The sequence below is a fragment of the Flavobacterium crocinum genome, from assembly GCF_003122385.1.
Taxonomy (GTDB): domain Bacteria; phylum Bacteroidota; class Bacteroidia; order Flavobacteriales; family Flavobacteriaceae; genus Flavobacterium; species Flavobacterium crocinum.
In genome coordinates, this window is sequence record NZ_CP029255.1 from 26,634 (window position 1) to 43,142 (window position 16,509).

Below are 16,509 nucleotides of genomic sequence, written 5' to 3' on the forward strand. Positions count from 1 at the left end.
CCATAGCCCCGATAGAAGCGGAAATCCTTTTTGTGGTGGGGTTCACCATAAAAAGATTGCAGCGGATAGCGGGAAATTGCTCCTCAAAATTTAAATCCCAAATCCTGAAACTCCAAACTCCAAACTCCAAATTCCAAATTCCAAATTCCAATTTACAATCTCTTAAATCTCATCTGTCTTTCATGTCCTTTATACGCATTAGACGCACTGCGGTGCGTCTCTACCGAAAATTGGAATTACACCATTATATATATAATAAACAAAACCGACAGGTTTTGAAAATCTGGCGGCTTGTAGGAATGAAATCCACTTCATTTCTAAGCCACACAATAAGTATCTTATATATTAAAGCAATCTTATACATATATATATTGTATGTATTTTAGTAATCACTTATATTTGCATCACAAAATTATAAACAATGATCAAGATTACTTTACCCGATGGGTCAATTAGAGAGTTCGCTTCGGGCGTAACACCAATGGAGGTCGCTAAAAACATTAGCGAAGGTTTTGCAAGAAATGTTATTTCTGCATCTTTTAATGGTACAACTATTGAAACCGAGACTCCATTAACGACCGACGGTAATCTTATTTTATATACTTGGAATGATGCTGAAGGCAAAAAAGCTTTCTGGCACTCGACTTCGCACGTAATGGCTCAGGCTCTTGAGGAATTGTACCCAGGAATTAAATTAACTCTTGGACCTGCAATTGCAAATGGTTTCTATTATGATGTGGATTTTGAAGACCAAAAGATTTCTGAGGCTGATTTTAAAAAGATCGAAGACCGTATTCTTGAAATCTCAAGAGGAAAATATGATTTTAAAATGCGTCCGGTAAGTAAAGCCGAAGCATTAGAAATGTACAAAGACAACGTTTACAAAACAGAATTGATTTCTAACCTTGAAGACGGAACTATTACTTTTTGCGATCACGCCACTTTTACTGATTTATGCCGTGGAGGCCATATTCCGAATACCGGAATCATTAAAGCTGTAAAAATCATGAGTGTTGCCGGTGCTTACTGGAGAGGTGATGAGAAAAACAAACAGTTAACTCGTGTTTACGGAACTTCTTTCCCGAAACAAAAAGATTTAACTGAGTATCTTGAACTTCTTGAAGAAGCAAAACGTCGTGATCACCGTAAACTCGGAAAAGAACTTGAATTGTTCGCTTTTTCTCAGAAAGTTGGTCAGGGTTTACCTTTATGGCTACCTAAAGGGGCTGCATTAAGAGACCGTCTAGAGCAATTCTTAAAGAGAGCTCAAAAGAAAGCCGGATACGAGCAAGTAGTTAGCCCACATATTGGTCAGAAAGAACTTTATGTTACTTCTGGTCATTATGCAAAATATGGTGCTGACAGCTTCCAACCAATACATACTCCAGCAGAAGGCGAAGAGTTTTTATTGAAACCAATGAACTGCCCTCACCACTGTGAGATCTATAATGTAAGACCATGGTCATACAAAGATTTACCTAAGCGTTATGCTGAATTTGGTACTGTGTACAGATATGAACAGTCTGGAGAATTACATGGTTTAACTCGCGTTAGAGGGTTTACTCAGGATGACGCTCATATTTTCTGTACTCCGGAACAACTGGATGAAGAGTTCAAAAAAGTAATTGACCTTGTATTATATGTATTTGGTTCGTTAGGTTTTGAAAACTTTACTGCTCAGATTTCTTTGAGAGATCAAGAAAACAGAGATAAATATATTGGTACTGATGAAAATTGGGAAAAAGCCGAAAATGCTATCATCAATGCAGCAAAAGACAAAGGTCTTAATACTGTTGTAGAATATGGTGAAGCAGCATTTTACGGACCAAAACTCGATTTCATGGTAAAAGATGCACTAGGAAGACAATGGCAATTAGGAACAATTCAGGTAGATTACAACTTACCTGAGCGTTTTGAACTGACTTACAAAGGCGCTGATAATGAATTACATCGCCCTGTAATGATCCACAGAGCACCTTTTGGATCTATGGAACGTTTTATAGCAATTTTACTAGAGCATACAGCAGGAAATTTCCCACTTTGGCTAATGCCTGAACAGGCTATTATCTTGTCTTTGAGCGAGAAATACGAAAATTATGCTAAAAAAGTTTTAGATTTGCTAGAAAATCACGAAATTCGCGCCCTAATTGACAATCGAAACGAAACAATTGGCAAGAAAATTAGAGATGCAGAAATGCAAAAAATTCCATTTATGCTGATTGTTGGTGAGGAAGAAGAGAAAAATGGTACAATCTCTATTCGTCGTCACGGACAAGAAGGAAAAGGTAATATTACCGTTTCTATCGAAGAATTTGCTTCGATTGTAGATGAAGAAATAAAAAAGACATTAAAAGTATTTACAGTTTAACTTAAATTAGAAAGTCATAGCAATAAGAAGCAACAGAGGTTTTCAACCTCGAGTAGAAAAAAAAGATGCACACAGAATAAACAATCTTATTCGTGTTCCGGAAGTACGTCTTGTAGGTGAAAATATTGAGCCTGGCGTTTTTAAAATCGCAGACGCGTTACGTTTAGCTGACCAATTTGAATTGGATTTAGTTGAGATTTCGCCAAACGCCGAGCCGCCGGTTTGTAAAATAATGGATTACAAGAAATTTGTTTACGAACAAAAGAAAAGAGACAAAGCATTAAAAGCTAAATCTTCTCAAGTTGTTGTTAAAGAAATTAGATTTGGTCCTCAGACTGATGAGCATGATTATGAGTTTAAAAGAAAGAACGCTGAAAAATTCTTAAAAGAAGGAGCTAAATTAAAAGCTTTCGTATTCTTTAAAGGTCGTTCTATTATTTACAAAGATCAAGGTCAAATTCTATTATTACGTCTTGCTCAGGATTTGGAAGAACACGGTAAAGTTGAAGCTATGCCTGTTTTGGAAGGAAAGAGAATGATTATGTTCATTGCTCCTAAGAAAAAGAAATAGTATTCAGTTTACAGTTTTGAGTATTCAGTAAGAACTTGAAACCTTAAACTTGAAACAATAAAATAAGTAAGTAAGAATAAATTAAAACACTAGGAAAAATGCCTAAAATGAAAACAAAATCTAGCGCTAAGAAACGTTTTAAAGTTACTGGCTCTGGAAAGATTAAAAGAAAGCATGCTTTTAAAAGTCACATCTTGACTAAAAAATCTAAAAAACGTAAATTAGCTTTGACTCACTCAGCGCTAGTTCACTCAACAGATATGAAAAGCATTAAACAACAATTAAGAATTATCTAATTATTGTAAAATGTAAAATGTATAATGTAAAATTGTCCTTGACATTGTTACAATATACCTTAATACAATATACAACATAAAGAATTCTTTAGGTTAAAAAAATATTTATATAACCTTGGAGTATGGCTTTAAGTTCCTTTGATTCAATTCAGGACGCCTGCTACAAAAACACATTAAAATTATGCCAAGATCGGTAAATTCAGTTGCTAAAAGAGCAAGAAGAAAAAAAATAATGAAGCAAGCCAAAGGTTTCTTTGGAAGACGTAAAAACGTTTGGACAGTTGCTAAGAATGCAGTAGAGAAAGCGATGAGCTACGCTTACCGCGATAGAAAACAAAACAAAAGAAATTTCCGTTCATTATGGATTCAACGTATCAACGCTGGAGCTAGATTAGAAGGAATGTCTTATTCTCAATTCATGGGGAAAGTTAAAGCTAACGGAATCGAATTGAACCGTAAAGTTCTTGCAGATTTAGCTATGAACCACCCAGAAGCTTTCAAAGCTATTCTTAATAAAGTAAAGTAAAACGTTTTATAAACTCAATTTAAGATTACTTACTTATTATAAAAAAACCATCCCGTCTAAACGGGATGGTTTTTTGTTTTTATAACTATCTGTAAATCTCTTTAGATTTATATTTAAATTAAAAAAAGTAAATTTACGGCAACAAAAAATTTCAAATGCACGACGCAATTCTCAACCATATTCAAAAATTTATTCATCTTGGACCTTCAGAAATTGATTTATTAGAATCCTGTTTAAGCATTTCACAAATCAAAAGAAAAGATCATGTTTTGCAGGAAGGACAAATCTGCAATACAATGTATTTTGTTGTAAAAGGCTGCATGCGTCAATATATTATTAACCCAAAAGGAACAGAACAAACTCTTCAATTTGGTGTCGAAAATTGGTGGATTACTGATTATCTAAGTTATCATAATCATACTCCTTCACATTTTTACATTCAGGCTGTTGAAACAACAGAAGTAATTGCAATTGAAAAATCTGTTTTAGAGTCTATACTGATTCAAATTCCAAATCTTGAAAAATACTTTCGTATCGTTGCTCAGAAGGCATTTGGCGCGGCTCAAATGCGAATTAAGTTTTTGTTTACCATGTCGGCTGAAGAACGATACAATCATTTTAAAAACCAACAACCTGACTTTGTTCAGCGCGTTCCTCAATATATGCTTGCCTCCTATTTAGATTTCTCTGCTGAATTTATGAGTAAAATAAGAGCCGGAAAAGTGTAAAATGTTTTTCTTGAAGTAGTTCAAGTTTTTAAGAGTATTGATTACTGACCTTTGTAATGAACTTTTAAAACATATAAAAATGAAATCAAGAATTGTTATCCCGAATGTTGCCCCTGAAGCGTATCAAGCTTTAATGAATTTAGAAAAATATATTTCTACAACTTCATTAACTCCCGTTCACAAAGAATTAATTAAAATCCGTGCTTCGCAAATTAACGGCTGTGCATTTTGTATCAACATGCATACTGCTGATGCAAGAAAACATGGCATTTCTGAACAAAGAATTTACTTAACAAGCGCTTGGCGTGAAGCTGATGTTTATACTGAAGAAGAAAAAGCAATCTTAGCTTTAACAGAACAAGTAACTTTAATTGGTAATCATGTTTCTGATGAAGTTTATGAAAATGCAGCTCAATTATTTGATGAAAAATACCTTGCCGAAATACTTTTAGCAATCATTACAATTAACTCCTGGAACAGATTAGCTATTACTACCGGAATGCGCGCATCATAATTTATAAAGAGAATATTTACAAGCTATTACTGCTCAAAAGCCCTTATGAATAAAGGGCTTTTTGTATTTAATTAAAAATCAGAACCCAAAAAAACGCACAATGAAAATATTTTAAAATACCGTATTTATACTCTTTCAGGATTTTCAGAAATATATATTTTTGGCGCATGATACCAAAAAGAATACCATTTTCACTATATATAATTCTAATTTTTATAGTTTTTTTTGCCTGTCAAAACACAAAAAAAAATACGGCGAAAATTACAAATGATAAGGTCAAAATAGAAAAGATAATACATTCAGCTGATTTATTCTACAAGAATAAAAAGTTAGATAGCGCATTTTATTTTTACAATAAAGCGAGAACAAAATGCAATCCTAATGAAGATGTAAAAAGTTACATTTATTGTATGTATTACATGGCCGAAATTCAACAAGCTTATCAAGATTTTATTGGAAGCAATAAGACAGCTGCAGAAACAATCCCTTACTTAAATAAAATAAAAGAACCTAATTATGTATGGAACATCTATAGTGTTTTAGGAAGAAATCATTTTTACACATATGATTATCCAACTGCTATGTATTATTATTCTAAAGCATTTACCCTTCAGACTGATAAGATTAACAAACTTGAGGCAAAAAATAATATTGCAGTTATTTATCTAAAACAGCAAGAATTTAGCAAAGCGCTTTCTATTTTCCATTCATTAAGCAATGAAAAACTTGTTCAGCAAAATCCCCAAAATTATTCTAAAATACTGGATTATATAGGCTACTGCTATTTCAAACTTAATTCTCCTAAAGCTTTGTCGTTTTTTGAGAAGAGCATAAAAATAAAGTCACAGCAAAATGACACTAATGGTTTAGGCAAAACGTACTACAATCTTTGTGAATATTATCAAAATCAAAATGCTGATCTAGCAATGAAGTATGCAAAATTAAGCTATAAAAATTATACTTTATCCGGAAACACCGATGATAGCTTACTTGCTTTACAATTCATTATAGAAAATAATAGCTCGCACATTGAATCTAAAAAAAATGCGCTTATTTATATAAATATATCAGACAGCATTTATATGGAAAGGCAAAAAGCTAAAAATCAGCTTGCAAAAATCAAATATGACTCTAAAAATGAAAAAGAGGAAAATTTAAAATTAAGCGCTCAAAAAATTAAACACGAGCTTCAATTAGCCAAACAAGAAAGCAGAAATATTGCTTTTTACATCATAATTATCGTAGCGTCTTGCCTAATTGTCTTTCTTTATTTTTTTCTAACAGTAAGAGCAAATCGTCAAAAAATCGAAGCTACTTACAAAAGTGAAACTAGAATTTCAAAGAAATTACATGATGAACTTGCTAATGATATTTACCATGTACTTGCATTTGCAGAGAACAGAAATCTTTCTTCAGAAGAAAACAGGAATCATTTATTAAAACGATTAGAAGATATTTATTCACGAACAACAAATATTTCGAAGGATAATAATCTAGCAACAAGTTTTCAAAATTTTAGCACTTCTTTCAAAGAGATGATTTCTAGTTTTAATACCCCTCAAATTAATCTTTTAATAAATGGCTTGGATTGTATTTGTTGGAGCGAAATTGATAAAGACAAAAAAACAGTGGTTTATCGTTCAGTACAGGAATTGCTTGTAAACATGAAAAAACACAGTGATGCAAGCCTTGTCGCAATAACTTTTAAGGAGTTAGACAATTTCATAATCCTAAATTATATTGATAATGGGAAAGGAACTGACAAAAATAAAATGGTTTTAAAAAATGGTTTACACAATATCGAGAATCGAATTTATTCTATTAAAGGCGGAATTGAAATTTATTCAGATTTAGGAGAAGGTTTTAAAGTACAAATTAAATTCCCTGTATAATGTCAAAAAAAATACGCAACCTTTTCCACAAAAAAATCATCTTTTTCTGCCTGTTAACTTGCGGAGTAATTCTAGCTGTTTATTTTTCTCTGAAATTTTCGGCTCCTAAAAAACTACCCTTAAGTTATAGCAAAAGCGATCCCTTACCAGAAATAAAACAAACACTGAAAAAGGCACATGCTTTTTGGGACAATGAAAGAAGTGACAGTGCTTATTTTTATTTTAATAAAACTCGATTATTATGTGAACCAAAAGAGAATTATGCCGACTATTATGTGGAATCGCTAAACTATATTGCAGAGATCTTACAAAGACATGGCGATTATAATGAAGTTGAAACTACACTCGTAAAAGCTTTTCCATACTTAGACAAGACAACTAATGTGAAGTATGCTGTTAATGCTTATACATTTATGGCGTATAATTATCATTCTACTTTCGACTATGAAAAAGCACTATATTATCATAAAAAAGCATTAAAAAAGGCCTTCTCTACATTTAGAAAATCACGTATAATATCTGAAATTGCCTTTATTTACATGGAACAAGGAAGATATCAGGAGGCTATAGACCTACTAGAACCGATAGCCTGGCTGAATATCGAGGACAAAATTACTCCTTCAAATACAGCTTTTCAACGTACCGCTAAATTATATAATTTGGGGCTTTCCTACCTCTATCTTGGTGGTCATAAGCAAGAAGCTTTTGATTGCTTTAATGAAAGTCTAAAAGTAGCTCTTACTTTAAATGATGACTACGAACTAATTACCTGTTATTATGCTTTTTATAAATATTACAAAAAATATAATAATCCTGAGCTCAAAAAAATTAATATAGAGAAAGCTTATTATTATGCCAAAAAGTCAAATTCTAAATCCTACGAAATTAGTATGTTAGGCTATTTAATTGAGGCCGACAATGCTGCAAACTCTAAAAATCATTTCAAAGCTTACAGTAGAATGCTTGATAGTCTTACTGTTAGTAGAAAAAAAGCAAAAAATCAGTTCGCAGATATTATATATAATTCACAGAAGGATAAGGGCGAAAACTTAGAACTTAAAAATCTTAAGGTCGAAAACGAGCTAAAACTTCAAAGACAAAAAAACAGAAGTTATATCTCTTATGTAGTAATCTCTTTTAGTTTATTCATATTACTTTTTTTAATATACCATATCACTTCTAAAAGTAAACGGGAAAAAAATGATGCGATTTTTAAAAGCGAAATGAGAATATCAAATCAACTGGATAATGAACTTAACTTAAATATATTTCAAACTTTATTATTTGTTCAGAATAATGATTTAGAAAACAAAGAAAATAAGGAAATGCTTCTTAATAATTTGAATATTATTTACTCTAAAACCAGGAATATATCAAGAGAAAACAGCAAAATCCCAACAGATGAAAGATACCTGACTGTTTTAAAAGAAATGATTTCAGAATACAAAACTGAAAATGTAAATATCATATTAAATGGCTTTGATACTATATCCTGGAATTCAATTGACAAAAACAAAAAAATAATACTGTACAGAATTTTACAAGAATTATTATTCAACATGAAAAAATCTGATAGCTCAAGTCTGGTAAGTATAATTGTAAAAGAAACAGGCAAAAAAATAGCAATTCAATACACTGACAATAGTAGTGAAATCAATTCAGAAAATAATATTTTAGAAAAAAGACTACAAAATGTGGAAAACCGTATTAAAACAATAAAAGGAACTCTTAATTTTGATACAGCGTTAGAAAAAGCGTTTAAAATAAATTTCTCATTTCCTATATAAGATAACATTATGTTTAAGAAAGTTTTAGTTGCCGAAGATTTAGATAGTATCAGTATTGCAGTTGTTCAAGTGCTGGAAGATTTGCAAGTTCCTGTAATTGATCATGTAAAATACTGTGATGAAGCTTTACTCAAAATAAAAAAAGCTTTACTGGAAAAAGAGCCATATGATTTATTAATTAGCGATTTGTCTTTTAAATCAGATCATAGAAAAGCAATATTAAACAGCGGAGATGAGTTAATTGAAGCTGCTAATAAAGTTCAGCCTACATTAAAGAAAATCGTGTTTTCTATTGAAGATAAAAGCTACAGAATCAAATCTCTTTTTAACGATCTGGGAATAAGCGCCTATGTTTCTAAAGGAAGAAACAGTATCGCTGAACTAAAAAATGCTATTGTAAGCACCTACAACAACGAAGAAAAAATTGTTTCTTCTGATTTATCATTTAGTTTTAATGATAAAGCTTTGATTGAAATTGAGTCTTATGATATCTCAATACTAAAACTTCTTTCACAAGGATATATTCTAGAAAGTATCTCAAAAGAATTTAAAGATTTGGCAATTACTCCAAATGGAACCAGCAGTATTGAAAAAAGAATTAACAAATTGAAAATCTACTTTAAAGCAAATAATAATGTACATCTTATAGCGATTGCTAAAGATTTTGGATTAGTTTAAAATATGTAAACTTTTTACAAAATCACGTAAGAATTGAAGCTTTAGTAATTTTAAATTTGCTAACCCCAACCTACTAAATGAAACCAAAAAACAAAACGATTACTTTTTTTGAAAAAATTAATACAACTCAAAATAAAATCATCATGAAAACCATGTTTCTTTGTCTATTTTTATCGATAAGCTTTGCTTATGTATCTGAAAAAACCGGCTGGCTGGAAATCGACTGGAAAATAATTTTTATTCCTGCACTGCTTGTTTTACAAATTATAATTATTGGAACCGCTTTGAAAAACAGATATAAAAAACATTAATAATTTCTAAGACAGGTTTATTCAAATTATAGGAATTACCTATATATTTGGATTTCATTTATTTTTTACATGAAAAGCATTCTAAGCCCTGTCCTACTATTATTTACACTTTTATCTTTTGCTCAGACCAAAGTTTTATCGTGGAATCTTCAAAATTTTGGAAAATCTAAATCGGATACTGAATTAAATTATATTGCAAAAAAAATTTCTGTCTACGATATAATTGCCATTCAGGAAGTGGTTGCAGGGTATGGTGGCGCACAAACTGTTGCTAAACTGGCTTTATTCCTTAACCAAAGAGGAAATAAATGGGAATATACTATCAGTGATCCAACCACCGGCAGCAGTTACAAAACAGAACGTTATGCTTTTTTATGGAAAACAAGTAAAATCAAATTAAAAGCTAAACCCTGGCTGGAACAAAAATACAGTTTGGAAATTGACAGAGAGCCTTATTTTGCAACGTTCGAAATCAATAAAAAAACAATTACGCTTGTCAATTTTCACGCTATAACGAAAAAAAAACAGCCTGAAACAGAAATAAAATACTTTAAATTTCTGCCAGGCGAATATCCAAATTTAAATTTAGTCTTTTTAGGTGATTTTAATTGTCCTGAAAAACATACAGTTTTCAATCCTCTCAAAAAAACAGGTTATAATTCGGTTCTAAAAAACCAGAAAACAACCCTTAAACAAAAATGCAAGAACAACATTTGTCTTGCATCAGAATTTGACAATATATTTTATCATACTTCTCACGTAAAAACAATCAATTCAGGAGTTATCAAGTTTTACGAAGACTTTGATTCGCTTTTAAATGCAAGAAAAGTTTCCGATCATATTCCGATATGGTTTGAATTTTCTCTAAACTAAAAACTAAGTTTTAAGCTTCTTTTTTCTTGCTGCGGGAAATAAAACATTATTCAGGATTAACCTGTATCCCGGAGAATTTGGATGCAAATCCAAAACCGTAGGCGGATCTCCTACCTGATGTTGATAATCTTCAGGATCATGTCCTCCAAAAAAGGTAAACATTCCTTTTCCTTTTTCTCCGTGTATGTATCTTGATTCTCCATTTAACTCACAAGTTCCCATAATCAAGACATTTGATTTTATTAATGAAGTATCAAAAGAAGTCGTTTGTCCCATAAAACCTTTTACCAATTGCGTATGATTCTGACAAAGCATACTTGGAATAGGATCCCATTTTGCAGAAAATTCCATTAGAGTAAAATAATCTTTCTCCATAACAATTCTTCTTTTTGTAGTCATATCAATATCCGAAAACTCATAAACTTCTGGTTTTCTTTCTAAAGTGAAATTTTTAAAGGCAAAAGAATTGTTATAATTTAATTTGGACTGATAATTGGATTCACTTGGATCTCCGTCAAACATAGCTTCGCAAATATCAACTCCATCAGCTGCTAGTGCAATATCAAAACTATCTGTTGCAGAACACATGGCAAACATAAATCCGCCACCGACAACAAAATCTCTGATTTTTTTTGCAACTGCACCTTTTTCCGTAGATACTTTATCGTATCCTAATTTAGCTGCCAAAGCTTCGGCATCTCTTTTTTGATCAATATACCAGGGAGTATTTTTATAAGCAGCATAAAATTTTCCATATTGCCCGGTAAAATCCTCATGATGCAAATGAAGCCAGTCATACATTAAGAGCTGATCGCTTAAAACTTCTTCATCGTAAATTGGAGTAAAAGGAATTTCAGCATATGTTAATACTAGCGTCACGGCATCATCCCAGGGCTGTTTCCCTTTAGGAGTATATACTGCAATTTTTGGTGCTTTTTCCAAAATAACTGACTCCATATTTTGTGAAGGACTAGAAATTTCATTTAAAATCGAAGCTTCTTCAGTATCTGAAATAACTTCAAAACTCACTCCTCTAATTTTACATTCTTTTCTAATCTCTTCAGCATCAGGAAGCAAAAAAGATCCTCCGCGATAATTTAAAAGCCAGCTTGCTTTATAATCTCTGCTCAGACACCAATAGGTTATACCATAAGCTTTTAAATGATTTTGCTGAGTAGATTCGTCCATCGGAAGTAAAATAAACGATGCACGAACATTGAAAGTAATTAATAGTATAAAAATGTAGAATAAACTCTTATTCATCCGAAAATTATTTTAGTAAAGATATAAAGGAAGACTTAAAAAAAAGAATGAAGCCCATTTTTTATGGCCTAATGGAATGTTAAATATAAAAACAAGTATAAATACCTGATTTGCAATATTTATAAAAAAGGGTAAAAACCCCTATAGTACGCTAAAATAATCTATCTACATTTGCTATCCCAGATCATCAAACTAATCAATGTAAAAACAAACAACCATGAAGTTTAATGATAGTAATAATCAAGAAAAGGGTATGAATATAATTCAAAAAATAGGTTTATGTGTTTTAGTGATAACAATTATATTGTATTACGTATTGTCTATTCAGTTTTTGACGGCGTAATTTCAATTTAGATTGTTAAAACGGCTAAATCATTTTGGATAGCATACACAACTAAACCAGCAATATTTCGCGATTCTGTTTTAAGCAGTAGATTATTCCTGTGCCCTTCAATAGTCCTCGGGCTTAAGAAAAGATGTTCCGCAATTTCTGCAGTTGTCTTTTGCTGGCAGATTAATTGAAGTATTTCGACCTCACGAGGTGAAAGAAAATTAGTCTCCAGCCCACCTTTCGTATTTTTGGGAGAAACAATGGTTTCCTGAATTGTTTTTAAAACACTTTCATTATAGTAGAAACCTTTAGAAGCAACCTCATTGATAGTAAGAATTAAATCTTTAGGAGTAGTATTTTTGATCAAATAAGCCACAGCTCCAACCTGAATCATATTAGCTATAAATGATTTAGTATCATAACTTGTCAGGGCAATTATCTTAATATCAGGATATGATTTTCGAATAATTTTTGTGGCTTCGACACCATTTAAAACCGGCATCTTTAAATCCATCACAATGATGTCTGGTTTAATTTCGTTTTTATCTAACTGAGAAATAAGTTCATCTCCGTTTGAGGCTTCAAAAATAATTTCGATATTTTCTTCCCTCTGCAATAAAAAAGAAATTCCTTTCCGAAACAAAATTTCATCATCGACTAAGGCAATTTTTATAGCAGCATTCATCTTATTTGATTTTGGTCGTTTAATTTGGTCTGCCGAATTTACGAAATATGATTCATAAAACACTAAGTTCCCTTATTTTATTGACTAAAAACCTTGTTAAGATGAATAAATTATCTTAAAAAGTAAAATTCACAATGATTCCGTTATTAATTTCTGAGGTAATTTTTACTGTTCCTTCTAAAAATGATATACGGCTGTCAATATTTTTCATTCCCAAACCTTTTTGATTTTTATCACTTTTACTGTCAAAACCAATTCCGTTGTCTTCATAGTCACAAATATTAATACCTTCTTTACAAGTAAAAGCAATCCAAATTTCTGTGGCTTTTCCGTGACGAAGTGAATTATTCATTAGCTCCTGCAAAATTCTAAAAACATGCAAATGCCGATCGATATCATTATCATCAAAATCAATCTCGTTTTTGTAGTGAGTTTTTACAGATTTACTACTTTCAAATTCTTCGCATAATTCTTCAATTGCAGCGTTTAGTCCAAATTTTTCAAAAACCGGTGGTAATAAATTATGAGCAATTTTTCTGGAATTGTCTAATGCCTTAGTAGTTAAAGCAATTATATTTTCTGTAATTTCTGTAGTTTCAGCTTCCGTAAGATTTGGAGCTGTAAGCAGATGACTGTTTAATGAAACAATATTTAATTTTGAACTAATATCATCATGAAGATCCTGCGCAATTCTTTTACGTTCTTCTTCCTGAGTAATAATAATAGCATGTAATTGCTCTTTTTGATACTGAAGCACCAAATCTTTTTTCTCCAATTCTTTCTGAATAATTTTTTTTCTTGAATAGTAAAAGAATATAATTAATGCGACAGCAACAATTATAAAAAATAAAGAGATATACAATATAATAGCAACTAACTCTTTATCAGGAACGGAATAGGTATTCATATCTTTTTACTTATATAACACAATTACAATCTAAACTTGTAAACTTCTTTTTGGAGAAAAACTGACTTTCCATTCATATAAAATAAAAAGATAGTAGACTACATTTAAAAATGCATTAACCATCCAGCTTATATATTTTACATCACTATTCAACGTTGACGTAAGATTCCCTATAATAAACAATACCGTACTGGAAAGCAAATAAATAATAATCCCCATACTTGCATAGTAGTAGGTTTTATTTTCTGTAAGCATATTATAGAAATGAATCAAAGCAAAGACAACAATCAGCAAAGATGTCAATGTAATTTCAAATAAATTAAATTTCAGGAACTCTTTCGGAGTATTTACAAACTGTATTGTTAATACAGCCAAAGCTAAAACAAGGCTGATTTTAACAAATTTCTTCTGGACATTGATTTTTGAAATGGAATAATAAAACAATCCCAATAGTATCATTTGGCCAATAAAAAAAATGTTTACCAAAAACAAGTTATTCATATTAAGATACCACAATGTTTCCATCGAAATTTGCATTAAAAATGCAAAAGCCAGATAACAAACAAAAAAAACATTAGCTTTTTCCTTTCGGAAAAAGCTAAATGAGTATAATATTAGATTAATTAATAAAATCAAATAACCTGAATATATTAAAAAATCATCCATTCTTAACCCGTTTAATTAATATGGAGGACTAGGGCGTGAACCATCATAAACAACATCACCACCCTCTACTTTACTTTCAGCTCCTTCATAGGTTCCGTAAACATCTACATACTTACCTGTTTCCGGATCATATTTAGCGCCAACAAAAAGTAACGTTTTTTCATTATCGTCGTTAATACCAATATAGGCACGAACAGCTTCGGTACCGAGCTTTAAAACCAGCTCTAAACTCTCTCTTGGGATTAAATAAGATTTAACTTTTTTCTCACGGTCTTCGACTGTAGTATCATCGTCGTACTTTTTCTCCCATTCTTTGGCAGTAGCTAATGGGACTCTGATAGGACCAGGAAATTTTTCTTCATTCATAATTCTAATTAGTTATTGGTTAATAAATTTTAAAAAAATAAATAGTTTCTTAATGGTCTGGCTAAACTACTGATTTAAATTAGAAAAGTAACATCCAAACATAAAAAAAAGCCTTAAAAACAAGGCTTTTTACATTTTATTAAAATGGAACATCACTATCATCGTCGTCATCGTTCAAATTGCTTCCAAAGGCTTCATTGGCTGAAGGCAGATTACTGGTAACAAACGGACTATCATCATGATTCATTTTTGAAGGTAAATCATCATAGCTACCCGAAAATTCATCAAGATTATCAAACTTTCCTAAGTGTCCTAAAAATTTCAAACGAATATTTTCAATACCACCATTACGGTGTTTTGCGATCATAATTTCGGCCTGACCAGCAGTTGGGGAAGCCTCTTCATCATCCCATTCCTCAATTTTGTAATATTCTGGTCGGTATAAAAACGAAACGATATCGGCATCCTGCTCAATCGCTCCAGATTCACGAAGATCCGAAAGCAAAGGACGCTTACTGGAACCACGCGTCTCAACAGCACGAGATAACTGAGAAAGTGCAATAACCGGAACGTTAAGCTCTTTTGCCAAAGCTTTTAAGTTTCGGGAAATTGTAGAAATTTCCTGCTCACGATTTCCTCCTCCTTTAGCATTTCCTCCTGCAGTCATCAACTGCAAATAATCAATAATGATAATTTTAATACCATGCTGCGACGCTAAACGACGACATTTTGCTCTTAAATCGAAAATAGAAAGTGAGGGAGTATCATCAATAAACAAAGGTGCTTTCTCTAAATCTTTTACTTTAGTACTCAACATGGTCCATTCATGCGGCTCCAATTTTCCTGTACGCAATTTTTCTGACGACAATCCTGTTTCAGAAGAAATAAGCCTCGTAATTAACTGAACAGATGCCATCTCCAGAGAGAACAAAGCCACCCCGTGTCCATATTGAATGGCGATATTTCTGGCCATTGAAAGTACGAATGCTGTTTTTCCCATCGCTGGTCTCGCCGCGATAATAATTAAATCACTCGGCTGCCATCCTGATGTTAACTTATCCAGATTATGAAAACCAGTTTCTACACCACTTAATCCTTCTTTTTTAGAAATCTCTTCAATTTTCTTTTTAGCTTGTAAAACTAAACTCTGTGCGGTTTCGGAGCTACGCTTGATATTTCCTTGTGTAACTTCGTATAATTTAGATTCCGCCTGATCCAATAAATCAAAAACGTCTGCACTTTCATCATAAGATGCTTCAATAATTTCTGAAGAAATTCTAATCAAACTTCTTTGAATAAATTTTTGAAGAATGATACGCGAGTGAAATTCGATGTGCGCCGAAGAAGCAATTTTCTGCGTAAGCTGAATCAAATAAAAATCTCCACCTGCCAAATCCAACTTTCCGTTTTTCTTTAACTGAGTGGAAACAGTTAAAATATCAATTGGCTGCGTTTCGGTAAAAAGTTGTAAAATCGCTTCAAAAATATGTTTGTGCGCGTCTTTGTAAAAAGCTTCTGCCTGCAAAATATCAATTACGTCATCTACCCCTTTTTTATCAATCATCATCGCGCCAAGCACAGCCTCCTCCAAATCAAGAGCTTGCGGTGGCAACTTTCCTTTTTCTAAGTTGATAATTGTGGTTTTGTCGACCTTAACGGGGTTTAAATTTTTGAAATTTTCCATATAGCGAAAGTAGCAAAATTTAAAAAAAATCTGCTATCGAGTTATAACTAATAATTGTTTATA

17 protein-coding genes are annotated in these 16,509 nt (G+C 31.8%); 11 read left to right on the plus strand and 6 right to left on the minus strand.

Going from position 1 to position 16,509, the window contains the following annotated elements:
• The first annotated feature begins 421 nt into the window (after positions 1-421).
• From thrS to HYN56_RS00185, 11 genes are all read left to right on the plus strand, one after another.
• Complete coding sequence (gene thrS / locus HYN56_RS00135; protein ID WP_109190343.1) at positions 422-2,368, plus strand: threonine--tRNA ligase; 1,947 nt, start codon at positions 422-424, stop codon at positions 2,366-2,368.
• A gap of 22 nt (positions 2,369-2,390) precedes the next feature.
• Positions 2,391-2,939: a translation initiation factor IF-3 gene (gene infC / locus HYN56_RS00140; protein WP_091497511.1), complete on the plus strand. Its 549-nt coding sequence runs from the start codon at positions 2,391-2,393 to the stop codon at positions 2,937-2,939.
• A gap of 98 nt (positions 2,940-3,037) precedes the next feature.
• On the plus strand, positions 3,038-3,235 hold the full coding sequence (rpmI, locus tag HYN56_RS00145) for a 50S ribosomal protein L35 (protein ID WP_007810722.1): 198 nt from the start codon (positions 3,038-3,040) through the stop codon (positions 3,233-3,235).
• A 181-nt stretch (positions 3,236-3,416) separates the two neighbouring features.
• Positions 3,417-3,761 carry a 50S ribosomal protein L20 gene (gene rplT, locus HYN56_RS00150; protein ID WP_008464948.1) on the plus strand — a complete coding sequence of 115 codons (345 nt, stop codon included), beginning with the start codon at positions 3,417-3,419 and terminating at the stop codon, positions 3,759-3,761.
• A 155-nt stretch (positions 3,762-3,916) separates the two neighbouring features.
• Positions 3,917-4,489 (plus strand): Crp/Fnr family transcriptional regulator, encoded by a 573-nt coding sequence (locus tag HYN56_RS00155; RefSeq protein WP_109190344.1) that lies wholly within the window; start codon positions 3,917-3,919, stop codon positions 4,487-4,489.
• A gap of 79 nt (positions 4,490-4,568) precedes the next feature.
• Positions 4,569-5,003: a carboxymuconolactone decarboxylase family protein gene (locus tag HYN56_RS00160; protein WP_109190345.1), complete on the plus strand. Its 435-nt coding sequence runs from the start codon at positions 4,569-4,571 to the stop codon at positions 5,001-5,003.
• 167 nt (positions 5,004-5,170) lie between these two features.
• A complete protein-coding gene (locus tag HYN56_RS00165; RefSeq protein ID WP_240622633.1) occupies positions 5,171-6,895 on the plus strand; it encodes an ATP-binding protein in 1,725 nt (574 codons plus the stop codon).
• Positions 6,895-8,682, plus strand: a complete 1,788-nt coding sequence (locus HYN56_RS00170) for an ATP-binding protein (protein WP_109190346.1) — start codon at positions 6,895-6,897, stop codon at positions 8,680-8,682. The genes HYN56_RS00165 and HYN56_RS00170 overlap by 1 nt, the downstream gene beginning before the upstream one ends.
• A 9-nt stretch (positions 8,683-8,691) precedes the next feature.
• Positions 8,692-9,360 (plus strand): DNA-binding transcriptional response regulator, encoded by a 669-nt coding sequence (locus HYN56_RS00175; protein ID WP_109190347.1) that lies wholly within the window; start codon positions 8,692-8,694, stop codon positions 9,358-9,360.
• Between the two features lie 77 nt (positions 9,361-9,437).
• Positions 9,438-9,671 (plus strand): hypothetical protein, encoded by a 234-nt coding sequence (locus tag HYN56_RS00180; protein ID WP_109190348.1) that lies wholly within the window; start codon positions 9,438-9,440, stop codon positions 9,669-9,671.
• A 69-nt stretch (positions 9,672-9,740) separates the two neighbouring features.
• Positions 9,741-10,544, plus strand: coding sequence for an endonuclease/exonuclease/phosphatase family protein (locus tag HYN56_RS00185; protein WP_109190349.1), 804 nt, complete (start codon positions 9,741-9,743; stop codon positions 10,542-10,544).
• Between the two features lie 3 nt (positions 10,545-10,547).
• On the opposite strand, the gene HYN56_RS00190 is transcribed toward HYN56_RS00185, so the two are convergent.
• The 6 genes from HYN56_RS00190 to dnaB all read right to left on the minus strand — a co-directional run bounded on the left by HYN56_RS00190 (position 10,548) and on the right by dnaB (position 16,446).
• Entirely contained in the window at positions 10,548-11,807 is a 1,260-nt protein-coding gene (locus tag HYN56_RS00190; RefSeq protein ID WP_109190350.1) for an asparagine synthetase B, read from the minus strand.
• 350 nt (positions 11,808-12,157) lie between these two features.
• On the minus strand, positions 12,158-12,823 hold the full coding sequence (locus tag HYN56_RS00195; RefSeq protein WP_109194681.1) for a response regulator transcription factor: 666 nt from the start codon (positions 12,821-12,823) through the stop codon (positions 12,158-12,160).
• Positions 12,824-12,938: 115 nt separating this feature from the next.
• Entirely contained in the window at positions 12,939-13,730 is a 792-nt protein-coding gene (locus HYN56_RS00200) for a sensor histidine kinase (protein WP_109190351.1), read from the minus strand.
• Positions 13,731-13,760: 30 nt separating this feature from the next.
• Positions 13,761-14,255, minus strand: a complete 495-nt coding sequence (locus HYN56_RS00205) for a hypothetical protein (protein ID WP_240622634.1) — start codon at positions 14,253-14,255, stop codon at positions 13,761-13,763.
• A 156-nt stretch (positions 14,256-14,411) separates the two neighbouring features.
• Positions 14,412-14,762 (minus strand): hypothetical protein, encoded by a 351-nt coding sequence (locus HYN56_RS00210; RefSeq protein ID WP_109190353.1) that lies wholly within the window; start codon positions 14,760-14,762, stop codon positions 14,412-14,414.
• 139 nt (positions 14,763-14,901) lie between these two features.
• Positions 14,902-16,446 carry a replicative DNA helicase gene (gene dnaB, locus HYN56_RS00215; protein ID WP_109190354.1) on the minus strand — a complete coding sequence of 515 codons (1,545 nt, stop codon included), beginning with the start codon at positions 16,444-16,446 and terminating at the stop codon, positions 14,902-14,904.
• Positions 16,447-16,509 lie beyond the last annotated feature (63 nt).

What these genes read in the sequence shown, in the direction of transcription:
- thrS (WP_109190343.1), top strand. Translation starts at nt 422, where the DNA reads ATGATCAAGATTACTTTACCCGATGGGTCAATTAGAGAGTTCGCTTCG.
- rpmI (WP_007810722.1), top strand. Translation starts at nt 3,038, where the DNA reads ATGCCTAAAATGAAAACAAAATCTAGCGCTAAGAAACGTTTTAAAGTT.
- rplT (WP_008464948.1), top strand. Translation starts at nt 3,417, where the DNA reads ATGCCAAGATCGGTAAATTCAGTTGCTAAAAGAGCAAGAAGAAAAAAA.
- HYN56_RS00155 (WP_109190344.1), top strand. Translation starts at nt 3,917, where the DNA reads ATGCACGACGCAATTCTCAACCATATTCAAAAATTTATTCATCTTGGA.
- HYN56_RS00160 (WP_109190345.1), top strand. Translation starts at nt 4,569, where the DNA reads ATGAAATCAAGAATTGTTATCCCGAATGTTGCCCCTGAAGCGTATCAA.
- HYN56_RS00165 (WP_240622633.1), top strand. Translation starts at nt 5,171, where the DNA reads ATGATACCAAAAAGAATACCATTTTCACTATATATAATTCTAATTTTT.
- HYN56_RS00170 (WP_109190346.1), top strand. Translation starts at nt 6,895, where the DNA reads ATGTCAAAAAAAATACGCAACCTTTTCCACAAAAAAATCATCTTTTTC.
- HYN56_RS00175 (WP_109190347.1), top strand. Translation starts at nt 8,692, where the DNA reads ATGTTTAAGAAAGTTTTAGTTGCCGAAGATTTAGATAGTATCAGTATT.
- HYN56_RS00180 (WP_109190348.1), top strand. Translation starts at nt 9,438, where the DNA reads ATGAAACCAAAAAACAAAACGATTACTTTTTTTGAAAAAATTAATACA.
- HYN56_RS00185 (WP_109190349.1), top strand. Translation starts at nt 9,741, where the DNA reads ATGAAAAGCATTCTAAGCCCTGTCCTACTATTATTTACACTTTTATCT.
- HYN56_RS00190 (WP_109190350.1), bottom strand. Translation starts at nt 11,807, where the DNA reads ATGAATAAGAGTTTATTCTACATTTTTATACTATTAATTACTTTCAAT.
- HYN56_RS00195 (WP_109194681.1), bottom strand. Translation starts at nt 12,823, where the DNA reads ATGAATGCTGCTATAAAAATTGCCTTAGTCGATGATGAAATTTTGTTT.
- HYN56_RS00200 (WP_109190351.1), bottom strand. Translation starts at nt 13,730, where the DNA reads ATGAATACCTATTCCGTTCCTGATAAAGAGTTAGTTGCTATTATATTG.
- HYN56_RS00205 (WP_240622634.1), bottom strand. Translation starts at nt 14,255, where the DNA reads ATGGAAACATTGTGGTATCTTAATATGAATAACTTGTTTTTGGTAAAC.
- HYN56_RS00210 (WP_109190353.1), bottom strand. Translation starts at nt 14,762, where the DNA reads ATGAATGAAGAAAAATTTCCTGGTCCTATCAGAGTCCCATTAGCTACT.
- dnaB (WP_109190354.1), bottom strand. Translation starts at nt 16,446, where the DNA reads ATGGAAAATTTCAAAAATTTAAACCCCGTTAAGGTCGACAAAACCACA.